General features: G+C 55.5%; 21 protein-coding genes and 1 tRNA gene. 11 read left to right on the forward strand and 11 right to left on the reverse strand.

The window, feature by feature from the left end; genetic code table 11:
• Positions 1 to 6 precede the first annotated feature (6 nt).
• Entirely contained in the window at positions 7 to 1,653 is a 1,647-nt protein-coding gene (locus tag NVIE_RS07805) for a nucleotidyltransferase domain-containing protein (protein WP_158435143.1), read from the reverse strand.
• 1 nt (position 1,654) lies between these two features.
• Entirely contained in the window at positions 1,655 to 2,410 is a 756-nt protein-coding gene (locus NVIE_RS07810; protein ID WP_227717296.1) for a hypothetical protein, read from the reverse strand.
• 242 nt (positions 2,411 to 2,652) lie between these two features.
• Here NVIE_RS07810 and NVIE_RS07815 point away from each other — a divergent pair, with 242 nt between their 5' ends.
• Positions 2,653 to 3,330 (forward strand): hypothetical protein, encoded by a 678-nt coding sequence (locus NVIE_RS07815; protein WP_075054765.1) that lies wholly within the window; start codon positions 2,653 to 2,655, stop codon positions 3,328 to 3,330.
• A gap of 227 nt (positions 3,331 to 3,557) precedes the next feature.
• The gene (locus NVIE_RS07820) at positions 3,558 to 3,944 is read left to right on the forward strand and encodes a hypothetical protein (protein ID WP_144239579.1); all 387 of its coding nucleotides are present in this window, start codon (positions 3,558 to 3,560) and stop codon (positions 3,942 to 3,944) included.
• A 148-nt stretch (positions 3,945 to 4,092) separates the two neighbouring features.
• Here the strand turns inward: NVIE_RS07820 and NVIE_RS07825 are convergent, their stop codons facing one another.
• The 4 genes from NVIE_RS07825 to NVIE_RS07840 all read right to left on the reverse strand — a co-directional run bounded on the left by NVIE_RS07825 (position 4,093) and on the right by NVIE_RS07840 (position 8,182).
• On the reverse strand, positions 4,093 to 4,890 hold the full coding sequence (locus tag NVIE_RS07825; protein WP_084790696.1) for a D-glucuronyl C5-epimerase family protein: 798 nt from the start codon (positions 4,888 to 4,890) through the stop codon (positions 4,093 to 4,095).
• Positions 4,891 to 4,975: 85 nt separating this feature from the next.
• Entirely contained in the window at positions 4,976 to 6,115 is a 1,140-nt protein-coding gene (locus NVIE_RS07830; protein WP_075054768.1) for a tRNA pseudouridine(54/55) synthase Pus10, read from the reverse strand.
• Positions 6,108 to 7,481, reverse strand: a complete 1,374-nt coding sequence (locus NVIE_RS07835; RefSeq protein WP_075054769.1) for a signal recognition particle receptor subunit alpha — start codon at positions 7,479 to 7,481, stop codon at positions 6,108 to 6,110. Before NVIE_RS07835 ends, NVIE_RS07830 begins: the two co-directional genes overlap by 8 nt.
• An 8-nt stretch (positions 7,482 to 7,489) precedes the next feature.
• Positions 7,490 to 8,182 carry a diphthine--ammonia ligase gene (locus NVIE_RS07840; RefSeq protein WP_075054770.1) on the reverse strand — a complete coding sequence of 231 codons (693 nt, stop codon included), beginning with the start codon at positions 8,180 to 8,182 and terminating at the stop codon, positions 7,490 to 7,492.
• Between the two features lie 79 nt (positions 8,183 to 8,261).
• Here NVIE_RS07840 and NVIE_RS07845 point away from each other — a divergent pair, with 79 nt between their 5' ends.
• From NVIE_RS07845 to NVIE_RS07860, 4 genes are read left to right on the forward strand one after another with little or no spacing between them, the layout of a single operon-like run.
• A complete protein-coding gene (locus NVIE_RS07845; RefSeq protein ID WP_075054771.1) occupies positions 8,262 to 9,101 on the forward strand; it encodes an ATP-binding cassette domain-containing protein in 840 nt (279 codons plus the stop codon).
• Between the two features lie 32 nt (positions 9,102 to 9,133).
• Positions 9,134 to 12,235, forward strand: a complete 3,102-nt coding sequence (locus NVIE_RS07850) for a CFI-box-CTERM domain-containing protein (protein ID WP_158435144.1) — start codon at positions 9,134 to 9,136, stop codon at positions 12,233 to 12,235.
• 58 nt (positions 12,236 to 12,293) lie between these two features.
• Positions 12,294 to 13,319 (forward strand): ABC transporter permease, encoded by a 1,026-nt coding sequence (locus NVIE_RS07855; protein WP_227717297.1) that lies wholly within the window; start codon positions 12,294 to 12,296, stop codon positions 13,317 to 13,319.
• Positions 13,316 to 14,764 carry an ABC transporter permease gene (locus tag NVIE_RS07860; protein ID WP_075054773.1) on the forward strand — a complete coding sequence of 483 codons (1,449 nt, stop codon included), beginning with the start codon at positions 13,316 to 13,318 and terminating at the stop codon, positions 14,762 to 14,764. Before NVIE_RS07855 ends, NVIE_RS07860 begins: the two co-directional genes overlap by 4 nt.
• 134 nt (positions 14,765 to 14,898) lie before the next feature.
• Here the strand turns inward: NVIE_RS07860 and NVIE_RS07865 are convergent, their stop codons facing one another.
• The 4 genes from NVIE_RS07865 to NVIE_RS07875 all read right to left on the reverse strand — a co-directional run bounded on the left by NVIE_RS07865 (position 14,899) and on the right by NVIE_RS07875 (position 17,291).
• Entirely contained in the window at positions 14,899 to 15,288 is a 390-nt protein-coding gene (locus NVIE_RS07865) for a translation initiation factor IF-5A (protein ID WP_174405460.1), read from the reverse strand.
• Between the two features lie 78 nt (positions 15,289 to 15,366).
• On the reverse strand, positions 15,367 to 15,531 hold the full coding sequence (locus NVIE_RS15395) for a hypothetical protein (protein ID WP_158435145.1): 165 nt from the start codon (positions 15,529 to 15,531) through the stop codon (positions 15,367 to 15,369).
• A gap of 61 nt (positions 15,532 to 15,592) precedes the next feature.
• Positions 15,593 to 16,201: a hypothetical protein gene (locus NVIE_RS07870; protein WP_075054775.1), complete on the reverse strand. Its 609-nt coding sequence runs from the start codon at positions 16,199 to 16,201 to the stop codon at positions 15,593 to 15,595.
• Positions 16,202 to 16,337: 136 nt separating this feature from the next.
• Positions 16,338 to 17,291 carry a magnesium transporter CorA family protein gene (locus tag NVIE_RS07875; protein ID WP_075054776.1) on the reverse strand — a complete coding sequence of 318 codons (954 nt, stop codon included), beginning with the start codon at positions 17,289 to 17,291 and terminating at the stop codon, positions 16,338 to 16,340.
• Between the two features lie 116 nt (positions 17,292 to 17,407).
• Here NVIE_RS07875 and hemB point away from each other — a divergent pair, with 116 nt between their 5' ends.
• From hemB to NVIE_RS07890, 3 genes are all read left to right on the forward strand, one after another.
• Entirely contained in the window at positions 17,408 to 18,376 is a 969-nt protein-coding gene (gene hemB, locus NVIE_RS07880) for a porphobilinogen synthase (RefSeq protein WP_144239580.1), read from the forward strand.
• Positions 18,377 to 18,409: 33 nt separating this feature from the next.
• Positions 18,410 to 18,572 (forward strand) — tRNA-Tyr (locus tag NVIE_RS07885).
• Between the two features lie 66 nt (positions 18,573 to 18,638).
• Positions 18,639 to 20,033, forward strand: coding sequence for an NAD-dependent succinate-semialdehyde dehydrogenase (locus NVIE_RS07890; RefSeq protein WP_075054777.1), 1,395 nt, complete (start codon positions 18,639 to 18,641; stop codon positions 20,031 to 20,033).
• 618 nt (positions 20,034 to 20,651) lie between these two features.
• Here NVIE_RS07890 and NVIE_RS07900 read toward each other — a convergent pair.
• The gene (locus tag NVIE_RS07900; protein WP_075054778.1) at positions 20,652 to 21,704 is read right to left on the reverse strand and encodes an alcohol dehydrogenase; all 1,053 of its coding nucleotides are present in this window, start codon (positions 21,702 to 21,704) and stop codon (positions 20,652 to 20,654) included.
• A 90-nt stretch (positions 21,705 to 21,794) separates the two neighbouring features.
• Between NVIE_RS07900 and NVIE_RS07905 the strand changes: the two genes are divergently transcribed.
• Together NVIE_RS07905 and NVIE_RS07910 are read left to right on the forward strand one after the other, a co-directional pair.
• A complete protein-coding gene (locus tag NVIE_RS07905; protein WP_075054779.1) occupies positions 21,795 to 22,142 on the forward strand; it encodes a DUF488 domain-containing protein in 348 nt (115 codons plus the stop codon).
• 25 nt (positions 22,143 to 22,167) lie between these two features.
• Positions 22,168 to 22,539 (forward strand): hypothetical protein, encoded by a 372-nt coding sequence (locus tag NVIE_RS07910; RefSeq protein WP_075054780.1) that lies wholly within the window; start codon positions 22,168 to 22,170, stop codon positions 22,537 to 22,539.
• Position 22,540 lies beyond the last annotated feature (1 nt).

The following is a 22,540-nucleotide window of genomic DNA, read 5'->3' on the forward strand; positions in this document are numbered from 1 at the left end:
CAGCCTTTAGATGCTGCGGGCCACGTTTTTGATCGCCCGGGCTACCTGCGGCGACAGGACAGGTAAAAAGTTCTCGATGTAGCGCTTGCTTTGCGCAAGCCGTCCGGCTACTTTTTCATTTCCATACCCTTCCAGAAACTCGGCTGCCACCTTTGCTGCCGCCGGCGCGTTTGTGTTTCCCTTCAGGCCCCAGCACACAAACTGCGCAAGGTCCCACGCGGGGTCTCCTCCCTCAAAGACAAACTGCTCAAGGTCTGTGAACCATAGCTGCTGCTCATTGTCACCTGCGATCACGTTCTTGGGCTTGATGTTGCCAAAGCAAGCGCCTGCGGCATGGACGATTGCAACCTGCCTTCCAGCCTCCCTGATTATTGCAAGGCCCTCCTTTCCAGCAAGCGCGCCCCGGATAATGCCGGCAAGGCTCGTGCCGTCCATGAACCGGGTTGCAAGAATCCGCCTGTCAAGGACCACTGCCTCTATTTCCGGCGTCCTTAGCCCCAGCGTGCGCAGGTACCGGATTGCACGATATTCGGTGCCGAGTCGGAACATCGGGTCGACCTTGAATTTTTTTACCTGTGCGGTCCACATGCTGAGAGCCGCCCACTTGACCGACTTTGTGCGGGCAAGCTCTTTTGCGGCTATTTTCAGCTCATTCTTTCCGTCGTCGTGCTTTAGCGTGTAGAGCATCGTCCTGCTGTTTGGGTTGCCGAGCCGGCGCTTTTTCGCAGAATATTCTGAAATGCCGTGCGCCTCTGCAACGGCGTCAAGCCAATCCTCTTTATGCCTGTCAGCTGCTGCCGCTACAAGCACGCCCTCGGGTATCTTCCAGTAGGCGCACGCAGGGCAGGCAAGAAACGGCGGGAACTCGATGGGCTGGCGGATGTGGCGCCGGATCTTGGACTCTGCCTCCTTGGCCGCAAGGTGAAATGTATGCCTGCCGGCGTACGAGTGGATGACGTACGAGCTGATGAAATGACGGAGCTTTTTTGTCAGCAGGAGCGCCGGCCCGCCCCGCGCAAACCTGACGCGCTCTTTGGACAGCCGGAGCATCTGGCCGTCGATCATTAACAGCCCGGGGTCTTCAATCACAATGTCGGCAAGCGCCCGCCGGTAGCCCTGCATGGCAAAGTCCAGGTTGCGCGGGCTTACCGTGTATGTCTTGAAGTAGCTGTATACAGCGTTCGGGTACATCGCCGCGCGGCGCCTTACCTTGGAAAAGGCGATGTATTCCAGCGGGAATGATATTTCCGTGGCAAGGGCGCTTGTCGACTTGACAAGCTCCTGCAGCTCCTCAAGTATCACCCGGCGCTTGTAGGTTCTTTCGACCTCTGAAAAGAACTCCGGGTTTGCTATCGGCTCGTAGACGTGCAGGAGCCGGCCGGCCACGAACTCGCCCATGTGCGCGCTCTTGGCGTCCCTTTCAAGCGACTTTTTGTCCACGACAAGGGCCGAAACGTCGACGCCGGATTCCTTCATGTAGGCGTACTTTACCCTGTACGGATAGTTTTCAAGGACGACCATGACGTCGATGTCGCTGTCCTGCCGGGCATAGCCTGCGGCCTTTGATCCATAGATGCACGCCGCGGCCACCTTGCGGCCCCTGGCGACTCTGTCCATGCATTTTTGCAGCGCTTCAAGTTCTGCCGGCGACACGCTAGACATAGCCGGTCTGGCTTTTTCGCTTGCGCAGTTTCATGCTTTCAAACTCGGCTATCTTGTCCCGGATTGCCTGCTCTACCTGCAGGCGCGCCATCGCCTGCACTGGTATCTTGATCACGTTTGCGTCTATCGGCACCTTGACCGTCGGGAGGCCCTTGTCCATCCACAGCTTTATCGACTTGTCCTCCAGCTTGTAGTCCCGGAAACCCTCGGGGAAGCGGGTCGTGATGTGCTTTAGAAGGGTGGGGTCCGACTTGAACACCGCGCGCTCTTCGAGGAGCTTGCCAGAATCGGCGTACCGGCCCTCAAAGAGCGTGCCGGATATCTCGTCAGAGATGACGTTCATCTTGACTATCCTGCTCACAAGCTCAAGATAGTGCAGAAACTCGTGCGCCAGAATCGCGTGTATGGTACCTTTCAGCCCAAATGCCACCAGCGGCGCAGTCAGCTGCACGACCACGCGAAGGAGGTTGTCCTCGCCTATCACGGGGATCGTGCGGGCGAAAAAGACGCCAAACTGTGCAAACTCGGCCGCCGACGTGGAAACCACCATCGATGGCTCGACGTAAAAGTACGGGTATTTCAGCCCCGACGCGTCCTCGACCCGCTTTATCCCCTCCTTGACTAGCGGAAAGCGCTCGACGATTAGATTGTAGGTTTTTTCAGGGACCTGGCCCGCGCGGGCAGCGTCGTGTACCTTGTAAAGCGGGTCAAAGCTCATCCTTGCATTTCCAGAGCAAGCGTCAGACAAAAACGTTACTGAAAATAGATGTTTGTACAGTGATCGATTATCTAGGTTGCTTGTGTGTGCGCGCGTTTCCAGTGGACTACAAATACAAGCGTAGTTGTAGATGTTGCTGTTAGTTCTTTTATAGATGCTGTGCGCGGGTACGTGTGTTGCAGCAGAGGCGTGTGCCTGAACTATTCGTTATGTATTAGGAGGCGACCGGAAATAAAAGACGATGCCGCCAAAAAAGGTTCGAGAGCAAGAAAATGTACTTTATAGTAGCAGTTGCAGCAGGAATCGCCTTAATCTCGGGCACTCTGCTTGCAGCGAATAACTCCCAAATTTTGCAGCAACCAAAAGTAGCAGCACATGATCCGTCAATTCCAAGCATTTTTCCTCAAACCAATGCAGCCGAGGCTAATCAATCACTTCTCCCATTCGGACTAACCGGTAAGTTGAGTCTCTACATACTTCCATTAGAATACGGGCAGACCTACAAATCCGGCCAGATAGTAGATAGAATTGAAAATCTATTGCCAGGCATGACAGCAGCCCACTATTCCAATCTGGGCGTGTCAGTCCGTGGACAGTATGCCGACGAAAAAGTCTTGATTACTGAACAAAATCTTGCAAATCTTCCTGAAGATGTACAGCAGCGTTACAGGCCGGGAGATTACGTCGAGATGACGGTGATCAAGCGCCCGGCCGATACAGTGAAGATATACATTGACCCGGCTGTCAAGAGGCACGACGGTACGCCTGTAACCATTGACGACATAAGCCCAGATTGGCAATTCGGGAACGGTATTACATGCTGTGGATTTTCACTGAAGGATGGCACAGATGTAAGTGCGGTGTTCTTTGTGGTCGATCAGGCTTATGATGCACAAGTCATGAAACAACTCGATGCAATCAAAACTGCAGCATCAAACCTGACCTCCTGAGAAACTCTGATCTATGACGACCCATCTCTTTCTTTTTTTTCATTCTTTATATTCGTGACAGGGTGCAGCACCAGAGATTATTTAGGAAACTGGTTGAATACAAATTCTAGTTCTTTATCATATTACATTTGTAAATTGTAGACTAATTTATCATATACATTCTAAAATAATTACCTTCCAGAGCCATTCTGCTCAAGATTTTATAACTACTTCCGATAGACATGTACATGCCAAACCTGACAGCACACGGAAGGGCGCTCTTTGCCCTCTTGCCGCTGGGTTTCGCAATCGTTTCACTGGCAGTAGTGACGCCGACCGCTGCATTTGCAAGCTCGAACAACTACCATGATGACGACAATGATGACAAGGACGTCATTGTATGCATCCTTAAGAACAACAATGATGATGACCACTACTGGTCAAGCTACAACAACAAGCACGATGATGACGACAATGATGATGACTTTGACTGTGTTTGCTTCTTCAAGGACAACCACAATGATGATGACCACTACTGGTCAAGCTACAACAACAAGCACGATGATGACGACAATGATGACAAGGACGTCATTGTATGCATCCTTAAGAACAACAATGATGATGACCACTACTAATAGACCGATCCTGTTCGAAACCCGCGACACCATGTGACGTGAAAGCGGAGATGCGTGATAACTTGAACAACAACGTTATCACGTCCTCTCCTCTCTTTTTTCTTTGATACGAGATCCTCGCAATCTATAATCTCTCGACCGCAAAGATCTACGGCCCTTGTCTGACGCAGGCGGCAAACTTGTCGCAGTATTCTTTCAGCACAGGCTCGCCTGTTATTTCGTACAGCTTGCCAAGCTGGGCAATGTGCCCCTGGTGATAGTTGTCTTTTGCCCTGTTGCCCATCTGGTCGTAGTAAGACCAGTCGCCGGTGTAGTATTTTTGCAGGTTGCCGTCAACGGTGAGCCAGTTTACTCCCTTGCCAAACACGATGAGCGCCCGGTAGTCGCGTGTGTACTGGTGGTATTTCCACACGTATATCAGCGAGTTTGTGTGGCCGTTGAGCACATAGGTCTTTTGAAAGCCCGGCTTGGCCAGAAGTTGCAGAAATATCGAGTCCCTTCCCTCGTCGCTTGCGACCCCGCCGTCGTCGTAATCTACCAGAAACGCGCCAAAGGCTCTTCTTGCTTCTGCGAGGTAGCGGTCGCGCCCCGTTATTTCGTGCGCCAGAAGCAGGACGTTGACTCCTTCAGCCTGTGCAAGCGCCGAAGTGTACGGGGGCTCGACTCCCCCGTACCACCCCCATTTGAATCCGTATTCCCATAGCGAACATTTGCCGTCACCTTTTTCTTTTGCGTGTTCTAGCAGCCAGTTGGCGGTGTTGATGAGATTCCGCCTGGCCTGCGGGTCGCCTGTCCGCCGGTAACTGTCATGATACTGCAGCCCGTACGCGGTGACTACTTTCGGGTTGTAGACGACGCCTATCGACCCGCCATAGTCATACATCATGACCCCGTTTTCGTCCGGAACCGGCCTGCCAGCGCTGATGCGTCGTTCTGGAGCTGCCATGGCAGCAGATCTTTGCAAGCAAGCCAGTGATAAGGACACTGCTCAATCTGGGAGACATCCGGCAAAACTCGTCCTCAAAATACCGCTAGCGATTGCTCAATTTTTGACCGGCGTCCAAAAGATCTACTTTGAGGATGTCAAACGTGGTGCACTCGCACCTGGCGCTTAGAAGGCTCGAAACGTTTGGCTCGATGTACTGCTCGCCTCCCACAAACTGCTTGATAGGAAGGCCGCCGTCAGCCAAAATTGTGAGTACAAGCTCGCTTTCAGCAGTTTTTTTTGCCTGCACAGAATGGATCTTTTTAACTGCCATCTTTGAGCGGTTTTCAAATTTTGCCTGCGCGCCTGCAAGCGACTTTTTCAGCTTCTTGATGTCGTCCGGGACAATCGCGCGGTCGCACTTGCACGCGATTCTTGTTTTGACCATAAAGCGCGCCTGCGTGTCTGGCACGTCGTCAAGCACTTTCACCACTTTTCCTTCAACGCCTGCCTCTGCAAATTTTGTTTTCCTTGGCTTTCGCACTTTTGGGTCTGACACCTTGGCGTAAAACGGCCTTCCCTTGCCAAGAACGAGGCTTGACTGGTCCTCGCTTCCCATCCACGAGAATTTCGGCGCCTGCCCGCCTGTCATTTTCATGATGTGCTTGGCCACGATGCCCTCGACGCTTTCAAGGCCGTCAAGGCCGGTGCCGTCGCAGAGGTTGCACCCCTTGCCGAGGCAGAGCGGGCATTTCCCGGCCTTTTGCGGAAGGCCCCGCTCCCTCTTTGCGTACCTGCACAAGAGGGCAAGTGGCCTTGACCTTGCAGTCGCCTCGATCTCGCCGTTCTTGCCTATCACGACGTTGATTGTCAGGTCCGGCCGCAAATAGTTGGCCTTTTTCCGCGTTATTTTTGAAAGGCGCGTCCCAAGCTCCCTTGTAAGCTGGTTCTTGATGCTTTCCCTGCCCCGGATCTTGAGCCTTGCGCGCAGCGCGTCCTCGCGCTCGTACGGCTGCGTCGGCAGTGTTGCCCCGACAAGAAAGGTGTCGAATTGATACTGCTTTGTCGCCAGAAACGCCTTTTTTGCAATCTCGTCGAGCCTCCCAAAGAGCCCCTTGCAGATGTAGCATTTGTCGGCTGCCGCTCTTTTACTTGCTCCGGCCTGCCGCAAAAGGCAGTGCCTGCACAGCTGGTACTCCTTCAAGAGTGGCAGAGCGTTTGCGATGGCAGCAGCGGCATCAACCAAGGCCGAATTTCCTCATGAGGCCCTGCATCTGCCGGCCCTTGGACTGCTTCATCATGGCCTTCGAGTTGTTGTACTGCGTGATCATGTGCTTGACCTCGCTTTCAGGCATCCCCGAGCCGCGGGCTATGCGCTTGCGCCTCGCCTCGTTAATGATGTCAGGGTCCTTCTTCTCGTCCTTGGTCATCGACTGGATGATAAAGCGCCACTTTTCCATGCGCGCCTGCATCGCGTCCAGCTGATCCTCTTTTACCATGCCGGAGAGCCCAGGCATGTTTTCGATGACGTTTCTAAAACCAATCTTGCTCACCTGCTCCATCTGCGCGTAGAAATCCTCGATGGTCATCTTGCCGGAAAGCACCCTCTTGGCCTGGTTCTCGTCCGCCTGCATCTCCAGGCCCTTTGCCATCTCCAAGAGCGCCTTGATGTCGCCCATTCCAAGCAGGCGGCCGACAAAGCGCGTGGGCGAGAACTGCTCTAGGTCGTCGATGCGCTCGCCGGTCCCGATGAACATCACCTTTGCGCCCGTGGCTGCAGAGGCTGCAAGCGCGCCTCCGCCCTTTGCGGTGCCGTCCAGCTTGGTGATGATGATGCCGCCTAGTGGAGCCGCCTTGTGGAACGCCTCGGCCTGGCTGTACGCCTGCTGGCCTATGGTCCCGTCCAGGACGAGCAGTGCGAGGTCCGGCGTCGACACCTTGTGCATCTCGGCCATCTCCTGCAAGAGGCCGGCCTCCTCCTTGTGCCTGCCGGCGGTGTCTATGATTATCACGTCTAGGTTCTGCGGTTTAAAGTGCTCAAGGCCGTGCCTTGCAATGCCTACTGCGTCCTTGCTTTCCTCTTCCCCGTACACCTCGACGTTTATCTTGGCGCAGTTCATCTTCAGCTGCGTAAGAGCGCCGGGGCGCCAGGTGTCAGTCCCGATGACCCCCACCCGGTAGCCGTGCTTTGTGAGCCACCTTGCAAGCTTTGCCGTGACCGTCGTCTTGCCCGAGCCCTGGATGCCTAGGAGGAGCACGACGTTCTGCTTGCCGGGCTTGAAGAACGCGGTGACGCCGGGGTCGTCGTCTATGCCCTTTTTGTCGATGGTGGTTATCACCTCGCCGGAATAGCCGAGCATCCTTGCCAGCTCGCCGTACAGGATAGTGACGATGTGGTCCTTGCGGGAGAGCCCCTTTGGCGGCTGCTCGGTCATTGCGCGCTGCTTCAGGTTGTCGGTGATTGCCTTGACAAGCGCTGCCTTTACGTCAGAGAGCAAGAGCGAGCGCTGGATGTCCTTGCACAGCGAATCAATCAGCTCCTCGTTAATGTCCGACGCGCCTACGATCTTTTTTAGCGCGCTCCTCAGCCCGTCACGCAGGTTGTCAAACATATGTCCGTCTACTTGTCTAATAGCTCTGCTTCCAGTATTTCAAACATTCCCCTCTGGCCGTCCCACCGGGCTGTTGCCTGCCTCACGGCGAGCCTTTTTTTCGGGTAGAGCGGGCAGTCAAGGACAAGCGTTTCTGCCTCGCCGCCCTCAAACGTCAGGTTAAAGCCGTATTTTCTTGAAAGCCAGACGAGTTTTGCGAGCGACTCCCTGTCGATGACCCTGCCAAGCCACTCTTTTTCAAGCCCCATTGCAGAGACGCCCACTATCATCACGACAAAGCCGCTTGCCAGGAGGTCGGCCATGTATCTTTCCGGCTCGACGCCCCAGAGAGGCGAGACGGGCACAAGGCCGTGCCTTTTGCAGACCTCCTCAAATACCTGCTTTTGGAATATGCTGGCGATTCCGCCGTTGACTACTCCCTCAATGCGGTAGAGCGATTTTGCCTGCGCCACGGCCGCGTCAAGTGCCTCAATTTCAGCATCCCTGTCCGTGCCGGCCACGACGGCAGACTCTAGCAGCGGAACCCCCATCGCCTCTGCAAGGTGTTTCGTGATGCGGCTGTTCGGGTAGTGAAATAGCGCGCTGTCATCGGCTGCAGGATGCATGGTTATCAGGCATTCGATGGCGTGGCCTTGCTGCCTTGCGCGGTAGATGGCAAACGTGCTGTCCTTGCCTCCAGAGAAAAGCGCTGCCAGCCTCATCACGAGAAAGCGACTGCCACGGCGCGAAATATAACTCCAACATTATTGTTTATATCACAAGGCTGCAAGTGCTCTCTTGATGACATCTCCGCTGCTTGAAGTCAGAGACCTGCGCAAGTACTTTCCAGTCAAGCGCAGCTTCCGGCAGGTGCTCCACCACAAGGGCCAGGATTTTGTCAGGGCAGTCGACGGCGTCAGCTTTACGCTAGAGCGGGGCAAGGTGCTCGTGCTTGCAGGCGAGTCAGGGTCTGGCAAGACCACGGTCGCAAGGCTGGTGCTTCGCGCAATCGATCCGGACGCAGGGTCGATAATCTTTGAGGGAAGCGACGTCACGCGCTACACAGGCAGCCAGCTGAAGCACTTTCGCTCCTCCGTTCACATGGTGTACCAGGACCCGTATGCGTCGCTGAACCCCCGCATGAAGATAATGGACATCGTGATGGAGCCCCTTTCCATACACGACAAGGCAAGCACGAAGGAGCAGAAGGAGGAAAAGGTGCTCAAGGCGCTTGAGGAGGTGAGGCTCGTGCCGGCGCAAGAGATCGCACGGCGCCGGCCCCACATGCTCTCGGGCGGCCAGCGCCAGAGGGTCGCGCTTGCAAGGGCGCTTGTGATGAGGCCGGCGCTCATCGTGGCCGACGAGCCGGTCTCGATGCTCGACGTCTCTGTGAGGGGCGAGATACTGGAGCTCATGCAGACGCTCCGCCAGCGCTTTTCCCTCTCGTACATCTACATCACCCACGATTTATCGACCGCCCGCTATGTCGGCGACGACATTGCCATCATGAACGCCGGCAGGATAGTTGAGACGGGGCCCATCGACAGGGTGCTCCTGAGCCCGGCGCACCAGTATACTAAGTCGCTGATAGAGGCGATACCGGACCCCGACCGCGGCAGGGCATATGAGAGCACACCATGAAAGATATATTGGAGATCCAAGGGGTAATCTCAGTGAATAAAGCACCCCTGCTGTCTCTGTCGATAATTCTTGTACTGCTTTTGCCCGTTTTTTCCACAGTTTTCAATACCGCGTCTGCCCAGCAACAGCAGACGGAAAAGAAGGGTCCGTACGTGGATCAGGTGACGTTTATCCACCGCGACGACGAGAACCTCGCCCTTGAGGAGGTCAAGTCGGGAAACCTTGACGCCTATTATTTCCATATTCCGCTTGAAGCGGCGGCCGACGCAAAGAGCGACCCCCGCGTGACTGTATACGACAGGACTGCCGGCTCTGCCGGGCTCTTGATGAACCCCGCGCCGGCCAGGGACGGAAATTCCCTCAACCCGTTCTCCATAAAGGAAGTCAGGTTTGCCATGAACTACCTCATTGACCGCCAGTTCGTGGTGAACGAGATCTACAAGGGGTACGGAAGCCCGCTTGTCGACCCCTTTGGCATCTACTCGCCGGAATACCTCAACGTCATTGACACGGTAGAGTCGTTCGGGTTCAGCTACAACCCCGGCCTTGCAGAAAAAATGATCACCGACGCCATGACTGCCGCCGGCGCCACCAAGGATGCGGCAAGCGGCAACAAGTGGATGTTCAAGGAAAGCCCCGTCACCGTCAAGATAATGATAAGGCTCGACGACGCATCGAGAAAATCGATAGGAGAGCTTGTCGCCTCAAAGCTCGAAGAGTCAGGGTTTACGGTGCAAAAGGAATATGGAGACCTGACCAAGGCCAACACCATAGTATACGGCTCCAACCCGCAGGACCTGAAATGGAACGTGTACACGGAGGGGCTTGCAGGAACGTCTGTGTTCGTGAAATACAACCCGATAATACCGGGCCAGATGTACGCCCCGTGGGTCGGCAACATGCCGGGCTCCCAGAACCCGAGCTTCTGGAACTACCAGAACTCCACGCTTGACGAGATTACGCAAAAGATATTCTTTGCCAACTTTACGTCGGCAGAAGACAGGAGCAGGCTGGTGAACGCGGCCGTCAAGGGTGGCATACAGGAATCGGTCAGGATATTCCTTGCGCAGAGGACAGAGCCGTTTGTGGTTTCTTCTTCGCTCAAGGGCGTGGTCAACGACTTTGGCGCAGGCATCACAAGCAAGTATTCGCTCGTAAACGCCCGGCCTTCAGACGGCAAGGGCACCCTCAACATCGGCGTCAAGCAGATCCATCAAGGGTCATGGAATGGCATAGGCGGCCTGTCAGACACGTACAGCAGGGACATCTTTAACAATGTCTACGACAGCGCTACTTTCAGGGACCCGTACACCGGCGAGATAATCCCCATGAGGACCCAGTGGACAGACATCTCCACGCAGGGCCCGACCGGCAAGCTGCAAGTGGCAGAGGACGCCCAGACGTGGGATCCCGCCACGCAAAAGTGGAAGGACGCCGGGCCCGATGCCACTGCCACGAGCAAGGTCACGTACAAGCTTCTCTATTCAAAGTGGCACAACGGCATCCCGATGGACAAGTCTGACCTGCTGTACTCCCAGTACTTTACTTTTGAGTGGGGCACCAATTCTGGAAGCGACGACCAGACGGTCGACCCAGAATACACCTCGTCGGCCGCGCCGGCACTCCCGCTCCTCAAGGGAATCAAGTTTACGTCGGATGGCACCCTAGAGTCGTACGTCAACTTTTGGCACTATGACGACAAAGAGATAGCTGACTTTGCGCCGGCGTGGGCGGCAGAGCCCTGGGAGATAACCGCGGCGACTGAGAGGCTCGTCACCGACGGCAAGTTTGCATATTCAAGGAGCCAGGCAAGCGCCAAGAACGTCGACTGGCTCGACCCGATAGTGCCGGAGCACGCGCAGGCGATAAAGGAAGAGCTGCAACAGATGAAGAGCGAAAATTACGTACCTGCGGCGCTCAAGGGGATAGTGAGCGTTGACGACGCGAAAAAGCGCTACGACGCAAGCATCGCCTGGATAAACACGCACGGGAACGCCATCATCAGCAATGGCGCGTTCTACCTTGACAGTTTCAACATTGCCGGAGGAACGATAACCATCAGGGCTTTCCGCGACCCTTCGTACCCGTTTGAGCAGGGGCACTGGTCGGCCTACGAGAACCCGAAGCTTGCGACGATAGAAAGGGTGGACGCGGCCAGGATGATAGAGATAGGCAAGCCGGCGGAAATGACTGTCAGCGTGCAGGTAGACGGCAAGCCGAGCAACGACGCGCTGGTAGAATATTTCATATTCAACAAGGACGGAAAAGTTGTTGCAAGGGGCGAGGCCAAGGCAGCGCAGGACGGGAGCGCAGCAGGGACGTTCAGGGTTGACCTGACGCCGGAGAACACGTCGAAACTGACGCCGGGGCCAAGCCAGCTAAAGATATTTGCAAACAGCAAGTACGCTTTCAGGCCGGACATTTCGACCAACACCATCCTTGCCGTGGCTGCAGGAGCGCCAGGCGGCAGCAATAGTGGAGGAGTAAGCACGACAACTCCCGGCAGCAACGGAGGGCAACAGCAGCAACAACCACAGCAGCCGGCGCAGCCGTCCGGGTGCCTCATCGCAACAGCGGCGTTTGGCTCCGAACTGACGCCACAGGTGCAGTACCTCCGCAACTTTAGAGAACATTACATACTGTCAACCGCCTCCGGCGCGGCGTTCATGAACGCCTTTAACACGGTCTATTACTCGTTCAGCCCGCAGGTCGCGGATTACGAGCGCCAGCAGCCGTGGCTGCAGGCCACGGTCAAGACCGCCCTGTACCCGCTGTTCGGGATACTGATGGCGTCAGAAAAGGCGTACTCGGTGGCCGCAGGAGGCGACGCAGGGGCGGTGGCGGCAGGAGCCGTTGCAAGCACGCTGATTGGCGCTGTATACCTGTGGCCGGCGGCGCTTTCGGCGCGCCTGCAGGGCAGGTTTGGAATTGCTGCCAAGGTATCGCTTGCAGTGATGGGTGCCGCAGCAGCGTTGATTGCAATAGGCGTGGCAACGACAGACAATTCGCCGTTGCTGCTGTTAGCAGGCACGTCCCTGTTTGTCCTGTCGGCGGCAAGCGCGTCCGCGATTGCAGTCGGCAAGCTGGCAAGGATCGGCTACACCGCGCTAATACGGCAGGCAGGCAGACATTAAAATAGAAAAGCAACCCCAAGAGCTGTGAGCAGATTTGGTGGGAGGCTTTGGCCGCTTTTTGGCAAGGCGTTCGGCAAACATGCTGATCGTGCTGTTTGCGACGCTCGTACTTACGATAGCGCTCCTTGGCCCGACGATGGACAGGATACTGTCCGACGCGGCCAGGTTTGCCGTCGTTGACGAGGTCAACCACGCCAAGCTGAAATTCCAGAGCGCACAGGAGCGGCAGCAGTACATCGACGACAGGGTCCAGCTCCAGATAAGGACGCTCGGCCTCGACGAGCCGTGGTACTCGCCAAAGAGGTTCACAAACACCGTGCTCAAGGTGATGACGCTTGACCTGGGCAGGTCCAACTTTTTCACAAGCGACAGCGGCTCCTCAAGCGTCAGAGACATCATACTGGAAAGGATGCCCAAGACGGTGCTCCTCTTCACGACCTCGACCCTAGTGATAACCGTCATAGGGCTGTACCTGGGCGCCTACGTCGCCAACAAGTCAGGCTCTGTTCTTGACAGGCTCAACTCGGCGTTTGCGGTGTTTAGCGGAAGCTTTCCCACGTGGTGGGTGGGAATACTCATGATCTTTGCGTTTGCGTTTACATACCACATCTTCCCGGCGCGGGCTACCCCGCTCACCGCGCCGTCGGACCCCGCGTACGTGCCTGATTTATTATATCACATGGTGCTCCCGCTCATAACCATAGTCGCGGTGGGCTTTGGCTCGTGGGCATACATCGTGAGGTATTTCGTGGTGGGCATACTGGGCGAGGATTATATCGCGGCAAAGAGGGCAGCCGGCGTGCCGGAAAAGAGGATCGTCTATTCCCATGCGCTGAAAAACGCGGCTCCCCCCATAGTCACCGTGATCGCGCTCAGCCTTGCAGGGTCCTTTGGCGGGGCCATCACCGTCGAGGCGGTGTTTGACTGGCCCGGCATGGGGAGGCTCTACTACGACGCAATAGGCTTTCTGGACATACCGGTCATAATCGGCCTCACGTACGTCGCCACGGTCATTTTCGTAGTCACCGTCTTTGTCACCGACATCGTCTACGCCTATTTTGACCCGAGGGTGAAGGTCGGATGAGCGGCAGATCATCATCGTCGTCTCCTTCTGCAGCGGCTGCTGCCGCTGCCGCGATTTCAAGGTCCCAGATGCTCAGGGAGTTCCGGCGCTCAAAGAGCGGCCTGGCCGGCGTGGGCATACTGTTGGGCCTTATCTTAATGACGATATACTCGGCAGTCGCAATACCGCTGGACTCGTACCGGCAGTGGAACAACCCCAACTTTTGGATAGATCTGCCCAAGTCGGCCGCGCCGGCGTGGACAAACATCGGGTTTGGCCCAAAGGTGCCGGAGCACTTTGTGCTGCATGCCAGGGACGCTACCATATCCACTTCTGGTGTTGGCAGTAGCCGGACGGTGACGTACTCGTACACCGTGAATTTCAACTATGATTCCTACCCGAGCGACTTTATGCTGCTGTACTCTGCCAGGTACGGAAGCACGCAGCCGGCGCTGCAGGCAGACGTGCTCAGGCCCGACGGCAGGGAATTTCGGATCTACTTTGCGCCGCTCCCGCCTGCGTCCCAGAGTACGGGCAGTGGCGCCAGCAACGAGTTTTCCGGCAGGGTCTTTTCCACCGACAGCGGGATAGCCGAGAACCTGCGCGGCTACACGGACGCTTTTGCATACAGGCAGGACCTGTCGAGGCCGCAGATGATGATATTTGCAGACACCCAGGAAAACCACGCGCTAAAAGGCACGTACGTCATTCGCCAGACGTTCTACCTCTTTGGCCCGGACGACACAATCACGGATTCAGGCGTCATACTCGGGGGCAAGGTGTACGGCCTGATGGGCACCGACGAATTGCGCCGCGACCTTGCGACGGGCATCCTGTGGGCCGCGCCGGTGGCGCTCTTTATCGGCCTCACGGTATCTATAGCGTCCATACTCATCGGCCTTGTGTACGGCGTGGTGGCCGGCTACAAGGGCAGGCGGACCGACGAGGGGCTTATGCGCATAAATGACATCTTTTACTCCCTGCCGACGCTGCCGCTGCTAGTCATCCTCTCCGTCACGATAGGGCGCAGCATATTTTTGATAACTGGGTTTCTCGTCATCTTTGGGTGGGTCGGCATGGCCAAGATAAGCAGGAGCCTTGCGCTCCAGCTAAAGAACCTGCAGTACGTCGAGGCCGCAAAACTGATGGGACAGTCTGACGCAAAGATAATCTTCCGGCACATAATCCCGCAGCTCCTGCCGCTGACATTTGCGAGCATCGCCATTGCGGTGCCAAGCGCGATCCTCGGCGAGGCCGCGCTATCTTTTCTGGGCCTTGGCGACCCGTCGATTCCGACGTGGGGCCAGATACTGCACGACGCCAACTCTGCCGGCGCGGCCGTTCGCGGCCTGTGGTGGTGGATAGTGCCGCCGGGCCTCATGATAGCCGTGACTGGCCTTGCATTTGCGCTCATCGGAAACGCGCTTGACTCGATAGTGAACCCGCGCGCAAAAAGGATGCAGTAGTAGTAATAATAATAGTAATGGTGGATGCCTCAGGACTCATAATCCTCGTCACAAATCAGACGGCTCTTCCTTCACGTCATCAGCATCCAAGCACATTGTCCTTGCTGCTGGCGTATGAACTTAGCGAATACTGACTAGCCCTTTACGCGGACGATCTTTATCCTGTCAAGCACCTTCCAGTACTCGACCTCGCGGCCGTTGACGTTGTCCTGGAGCTTGTCCTTTATCTCGTCTTCCACGGACGACGTCTCGAACACCTCGAACGTCTCAAGGTCCATTATCTGGAGCGTTTCGCCGCTCTTTGAGATTATCTGGCCGTTGCGCTTGTCAATCAGTGGTACCTCGACCCTTGTCGTCACCGGGCCCACGAACGGGTGGGTGCCACCGTCAAAGACGCCGACCGCGTTTATCCTGGCCTTGGCCGATCCGTGCTTTCCGGGCTTGCTGTGGTCGTACGATACTATCCTGCACGGCTCACCGTCAATGATGATGTACGAACCGATCTTTAATGCGCCAAGTTCCATCGGCTTGCTCAATATAATTCAGGAATTTTGAAAGATCCAGCATATTTAAGCGTTGAGCTTTTCTTCTGCTCCGCTAAACTAAATGTCGTCCAGTGCAGAGTTGATGTAGTCGTCGGTAATCATCGACGGCATCTTTGGCGGGTTTGGAAGAAGCTTGCGGATCAGGTTGAACAGCTTGACTTTTCTGTCCATGTCGCTCTCCTGCCTGCACTCCCATACCAGTTCTTCCATCTGCGACTTCATCAAAGAATCATCGCATTTATCGCTTTTAGGTATTGCGGAAGACGACTACAGACCATGCATGTTACTTTAGTTTTTCAAGAATAGAGAAACTTACCAGATTATTCAGCAGTATTCCCTTTCTAGCCACGTCGCGCCGGGTGCGCTCGCAGTACTTTTGGTCGGTCTGGTGCGTCTCGGAGCCTTCCACCTCCAGTATTACAAGGTTCTTGGAGTATGGAAACGCAAAGCGCGGCTGCTCGGCAGCCAGGAGCTGCATCTGTGCAAGGCTTGCCTTTTTCACCCTGTCGCGCCTTGCGATGACGTTGGCAAGGTCGCCTATCGCCGGGTCGCCGCTTGAATACTTTGTAAAATACAGCGAGACGTAGTTTAGCTTGGCGCCGACGCGCTCAAAGAGCGGGCTGTTCAGGCTGAACATGAAGGCGAGCCGGTCCATGCCGCTCCTGCGGATGTCGTCAAGGACGCCGTCCATGTCTGCAAAAGACGCAAGGATGTAGTTGTTGGCCTTGTTCGGAAAGTACGGCACGCTTTCGTCAGAGAACGTCGCGGCGGCAAAATACATGTCGACAATGTTTGCACTCTTTTTCCAAGCCTCCACGAGCGATACCGTCTGCTTGCCGTGGGGAGTACAAACGTATCCAGTGACTACCTCCCCCTTTCCTCCTGCAGCCAACCCTTTATCTCTGATAGGCCACCAGAATATATACCCTTTGCTCCCAAAAATGGGAATTTTTGTACGTAATAATGGTCATTATTAAAATTACAATATCCTCACTCAAATAAAACAAATATTATAGAAAAAGGTTAGGTCAGAGCCAGCCCTGCTTGCGGAAGTACAGGAGCATGAGGCCGGCTGGCGCCGCCGAGATCGCGATTACAAAAATAAAAGTGGTGTAGGGCCCAAGCTGCGTCCACGGGCCCGTCTCTATCCCGCCGGGGATGTTGACGTTCATGCCGTAAAACGCGGCCACGACGGCCGCCGGGATTGAAAGCGTGAATATGATGGTCAGCACCGCAAGGATCTTGTTGGTCTTTTCGGTGCTCAGCACATAGTCGGTATCCTTGTAGATCTCGACCGTCTCCTTTGCCTCCTCAAGGGCCTCGTACACCTTTTCCACGTGGTCCTGCACGTCTTTGTAGTACGGGGTCAGGTCCTCGCTTGAAAACCTCTGCACGTCCCTTGTCAGGTCCACGACGATCCGGCGAAGGTGGATAACTATTCTGCGCAGAGTCGTTATCTCGCGGCGCAAAAGTGCTATCTGCCGGGAGACTGAAATGCGCTCGTCAAACACCAGGTCCTCGATGTCCTCTATGTTTCCCACCACCTTCATGAGGAGGTGCAGGAGGTCGTCGACGAGCGTGTCGATTATCTTGTGCAAGAGGTAGCCGGAGGACTTGCCCATTATGGCCTGGCGCATCTTCTCGTCGGCCTTGCACATGTTGAACAGCTCCTCAAGGGGCTTGAGGTCTCCCTGATGCACGGTGACAACAAAGCTTGCGCCGATGAACACCGACAGCTGCGAAAACACGAATCCGCGCTCCTTGTCGGCGGTCGGGAAGTGCAGCACGATGAACATGTGGTCGTCGTAGCGGTCTATTTTTGGAAGCTGGATCTTTGAAAGGCAGTCCTCAAAGTTGAGCTTGTGAAATGACGGGTGGCGCTCGCCGAGCGTCGCAAGGTCGACGTAGGCCGGCCTCTGTATGTAGGTCCAGTCCAGGCCATTGTTGGTGATAGTGTCCTGCCTCTTTTGCGCCTCCATCATTATGGTCTACCTCCGCCACACCTGCCTGTTGCCATGATGCAGATAGCTGTCATAAAAACGTGCGCAACGTGAACAATAGACAACATATTCATAGGCCGCGCGCAATACGCGTAATCGTGGTGGTAGCGGTGCAGCAGGCGCACGCATATGCAGACGTGCTCTCGATGGCAGGCCTCAGGCGCGAGCACCTCATCTGCCCGGTCTTTGTGTCAGAAAGGCAGCAAGATGATGGAGGTGACGCGATAGCGGCCATGCCGGGCGTGTCCATATCGTCCCTCAAGGACGCGGTTTTGAGCGTGCAGAGGATATCCGACGCAGGAATCCGCTCCATCATCGTCTTTGGCATACCAAAAAGCCGCGACGGCGACGGCTCGGCAGCGGCCGACAGAAACGGCGTGGTGCAGCACGCGACGAGGGAGATCAAGTCGGCGTTTGGCAGGTCGCTTGACGTGATAACTGACGTCTGCGTCTGTCAGTATAATCTGTCGGGACACTGTGGGCTTGTGCGCAATAGCGGAACAGTCGACAATGATTCCACCCTGCAAGTCCTTGCAGAGATTTCCCAGAGCCACGCGGAGGCAGGCGCGGATGTCGTCGCCCCTTCTGCAATGATGGACGGCCAGGTGCGCGCAATACGAGATGCGCTTGACAGGGGCAGTTATGCGGCAACCAGGATACTTTCGTATTCTGCCAAGCACGCGTCGTCATTGTACACTCCGTTCCGGTCGGCCGCGTTCGCAAAAAAGAAGGGCGCGATTGACAAGGCAGGCTACCAGGTGTCGTACGCGAACCCCAGACAGGCAATGCGCGAGATTGCAGGCGACATCGAGGAGGGCGCGGACATGGTGATGGTCAAGCCGGGACTTGCGTACCTCGACCTTGTAAGGCGTGCAAAGGAGCGGTTTTCCGTGCCGATTGCCGTGCAGAACGTGTCAGGCGAGTACGCCATGATAAAGGCCGCCGGGATGAGGGGCTGGATAGACGAGGAGCAATGGAAGGTCACGTCGCTTGCCGCAATGAGAAGGGCAGGCGCAGACAGGATAATCTCGTACTTTGCGCTTGATGTTGTCCAATATCTGCAATAGATTATATAGTATTCTCGCAGCCAACGAGACTGTCCCGCTGTAGCTCAGCCTGGTAGAGCTTTCGGCTGTAGATGTCGGCTAGCAGAGCTGACCACGTGTAGCAGCCTATCGGGCGTACAGGTAGCAGTAACCGAAGAGTCGCAGGCTCAAACAAAACCGGCGACATGCCGTTTTGGAGCAAATCCTGCCGGCGGGATACACACACTCTCTCTTCTTTTCTTTCGAGTGCTTATTAGCGTGCATGGCGTAACAATATACCGCCATGCAGCAAAAGATAGAAACGATAAACCCGGCAACAGGCAAGGTCATTGCGTCTTATGATAACGATAGCGCGGATGTTGTTGCGCAAAAAGTAAGGAAGGCAAGGGAGGCTTTTTCCGGCTGGAAAAAACTCGAGCTTGGCGAGCGCGCAGACCACATGCGCAGGCTTGGGAGGGTGATGCGCAAAAACCGCGAAGAGTACGCCCACATTGTAACAGAAGAGATGGGCAAGCCTGTGCGCCAGTCGCTTGCCGAAATTGAAAAGTGCGCGTGGGTATGCGACTATTACGCCGAGCACGCGGAGGCATTTTTGCGCGACCAGATAGTGCCGACAGAGTTCCGCAAGAGCTTTGTCTCGTTTGAGCCGCTGGGCGTGGTCGCGTCGATAATGCCGTGGAACTTTCCCTTCTGGCAGGTGATGAGGTTTGCGGTGCCGGCGCTCACCGCCGGAAACGTCGGCGTGCTGAAACATTCCAGCGTCTGCCTTGGAAGCTCGCTCAAGCTGCAGCAAGCGTTTTCCGACGCAGGCTTTCCGGAAAACGTGTTCCAGGTGGTAGTCGGCGACTATCGCGTCGGCGAGGCTCTGGTACAGGCCGACATTGATGCTGTCTCGGTGACAGGGAGCGTGAACACGGGAAAACGGGTGGCCGAGCTTGCGTCAAAAGACCTGAAGAAATTCGTGCTGGAGCTTGGCGGCAGTGATCCATTTATCGTTCTGGACGACGCCGACCTGAAGCAGACGGCGTACATGGCCACGCAGTCGCGCCTTTTGAACACTGGCCAGAGCTGCATATCCGCCAAGAGGTTCATAGTCGTAAAAAGCGTCGCAGAGAAATTCACAAAGCTGTTTGTCGAGGACACTGAGGCGGAGGTGCTCGGCGACCCGCTCGACCCCAAGACGACCGTCGGCCCGCTTGTGCGCGACAGCCAGAGGCAGGCGCTTGCAAGGCAGGTCGACGACGCAAGGACAAAGGGGGGCAAGGTGCTTGTCGGGGGCAGGCCCGTTGCAGGGGACGGCTATTTCTACGAGCCGACAATAATCTCCAACGTCGGGCACGAGATGAACGTACTCAAGGAGGAGGTGTTTGGTCCTGCCGCGCCGATAATAGTGGTGGAAAACGAGGAGCAGGCAGTCCGCGAGGCCAACAACTCGGAGTTTGGACTTGGCGCAAGCATCTGGACCAACAACATCGAGCGCGGCGTGAAACTTGCAAGGCAGATAGAATCCGGCATCGTGTCGGTAAACGAGATGGTCAGGTCGGACCCGCGCCTGCCTTTTGGCGGGGTAAAGAAATCCGGCATCGGCCGTGAGCTGTCAGAGTTTGGCATAAAGGAGTTTGTCAATATCAAGTCGGTGGTAGTGAAGGACATACAGAGCAAGCTGCTTGTGGAATAGACTAATCCTCCACTGTGAAGTTGGACTGATAGAGCAGAAATAATGTCTCTTAGAATGGCACGGGGCACTTCTCGAAAACTCATTGCATAATCGCTATGAAACGACGCGGCCTTAAATCCCCAAGTCACCAAGTAGTAACGCTTGAAGCGGCATCACTCTATCGAGATATTCTCTGTGGGTTGTCCTCTATGTAAGCACATAACAGACGATATTGAGATTGGCAAGTGTAAAGGATGTAGTCATGCAGTTTATGACTTGAACAAAATGACTGAAGAGATTAAGGTAAAAATGAAGAGTACGGCATCACGTCGGTGCCTACCACAATTATAGACGGAAGCATCAAGGTCATAGGAATACCTGATTTCCCTTGGATATGCGGCGACGACCTGTACATGAAGCTAAGAAAGGATTACACGCTGAAAAAGAACTAAGAACGGAACATCTTGATCCAGCAGCAGCTGTCCTTGTCGTTTGACAACCATGCAAACTGACGAACTCGCAATATGTCGTTAATTTCCTTCCGGACCCACTTTCAACAGCTTGCCACTTTGACCCGAATTTTCAGTGTCGCATTTTCGTTGCACAAAAAGAGAAAAGAAGAGAGAAAGAGAGGATAGGCTACGGGTTGATTACAGCCCTGCCGATTATCTTGCCACTCTTTAGCTCTTCAAGCGCGGCGTTCACTTCATCGAGCTTGAACCGGCGCGACACCACTGACTGGATCTTGCCCTTCTTGGCGAGCTCTACCAGTTCTACCAGATCAGAGTACTTGCCGGTGTAGGCGCCGGTAAGGGTAAAGGCGCGCAGCGGTATGAGCGGTAAGTTAAGTTCCATCGAGCCTCCGAAAAGGCCCACCATCACAAGCTTGCCGCGCTTTCTCAGCATGTTAAAAGAGTTCGGGGCTGTCTTGGCGTTGTTGACAAAGTCGATGACTGCTTCGGCTCCGAGGCCCTTTGTGGCGTCCTTGACGCCCTGCACCGGGTCGCCCTTGCCCGAGTTCACCGCAATGTCGGCGCCGAGCTTTTTCGCCTCGTCCAGCTTTTTGTCGTCAATGTCGACCACGGCTATCTTTGCGCCGGTTATCGCCTTGGCTATCTGCACCGCCATGAGCCCAAGGCCGCCGGCTCCGATTATCACGAGCGTCTCGCCGTCCTTTACCGCCGCCTTTTTCACGGCGGTAAACGCGGTGAGGCCAGAGCACGCAAGCGATGCAGCTGCGGCAGTGTCATAGTCGCCCAGCTTTACAAGGTATTTGTAACTGGGAACGAGTGCATACTCGCCATAGCCCCCGTCCTGGTACACGCCAAGCGACCTTGGCGAGTCGCAGAGGTTCTCCTCTCCGGCCTTGCACGCAGGGCACACGCCGTCGCCTATCCACGGGTAGACGAGCACCTTTTCGCCCTTGCTGTAGCCGGTGACCTTGTCGCCCATCTCCACTATCGAGCCGGCGACCTCGTGGCCCGGCGTCAACGGAAACTTTACTCCGCGGTCTTCAACCTTCATGAAAACGCCCTGCGGGCCGGCATAGCCTCCTTCCCACAGGTGCAGGTCGCTGTGGCAGACTCCTGCGCTGTCCACCTTTACGAGGACCTGCTCGCCGCTTGGCTTTGGTGTAGCAATATCTTCTACTTTCAAGGGTTCCTTTGTCTTGTTTATGCGTGCAGCCTTCATACGCCACACTTGTACGATGCGATCGGTATTAAACTAAACGCACACACGTACAGTTTATCTTGCAATCCTGCGCAATTTTGGATACACACATTGATCAGGGCTGCAAGGATCTACTCCTTTGAAAATGACGAAAGAAAAAGCTACCGCGTGCTGGTAGACAGGCTTTGGCCGAGGGGCGTCAGCAAAGGCAGCGTGGACCTCTGGCTTAGAGACATTGCCCCGTCCGACGCGCTGCGCAAGTGGTTCTCCCACGATGATAAAAAGTGGGACTCCTTTAAGGAGCGCTATTTCAAGGAGCTTGACGGAAAGCAGGGGCTTGTAAAAACAATTCTTGAAAAAGAAAAGCAGGGGCCCGTCACCCTGCTGTTTGCGGCAAAAGACGCAGAGCACAACAACGCAGTTGCGCTGCTGGAATACCTGAAACGCTTTAATTGCTAGCATGTGCATCTTTTTGCCTGTACATATGCGTGTCAGCGCGGTCGCGGTAGTCCTTGCGGCAATAGCAGTCACGGGCGCAATCGCAATCCCTACTGGCAACCCCGCGTTCCTTGACAGGGCGATTGCAATCGAAGCCGCGTTCATCGCGCTTGCCGTGCTGACCTTTGCCGGCTACAAAAAGCAGCTGTACGCGTGCATACCGCTTGCAGCAATCGTAATGGTCGGAAACTCGCTTGCGCCTCCGCACGTAGAGATAATGACGACGTTTTCAAAGCCGTTCAACGCGGTGGTGCTCATAACGGGCGGGTACATACTGCAAATAGTGCTCATCGTGACCGCGGTGATGGAGCTGCAAAAGAGAAGGGAAAGGCCGCCGCTGCCGGCCAGAGGGAGATAGA

The sequence above is a fragment of the Nitrososphaera viennensis EN76 genome, from assembly GCF_000698785.1.
GTDB lineage: Archaea > Thermoproteota > Nitrososphaeria > Nitrososphaerales > Nitrososphaeraceae > Nitrososphaera > Nitrososphaera viennensis.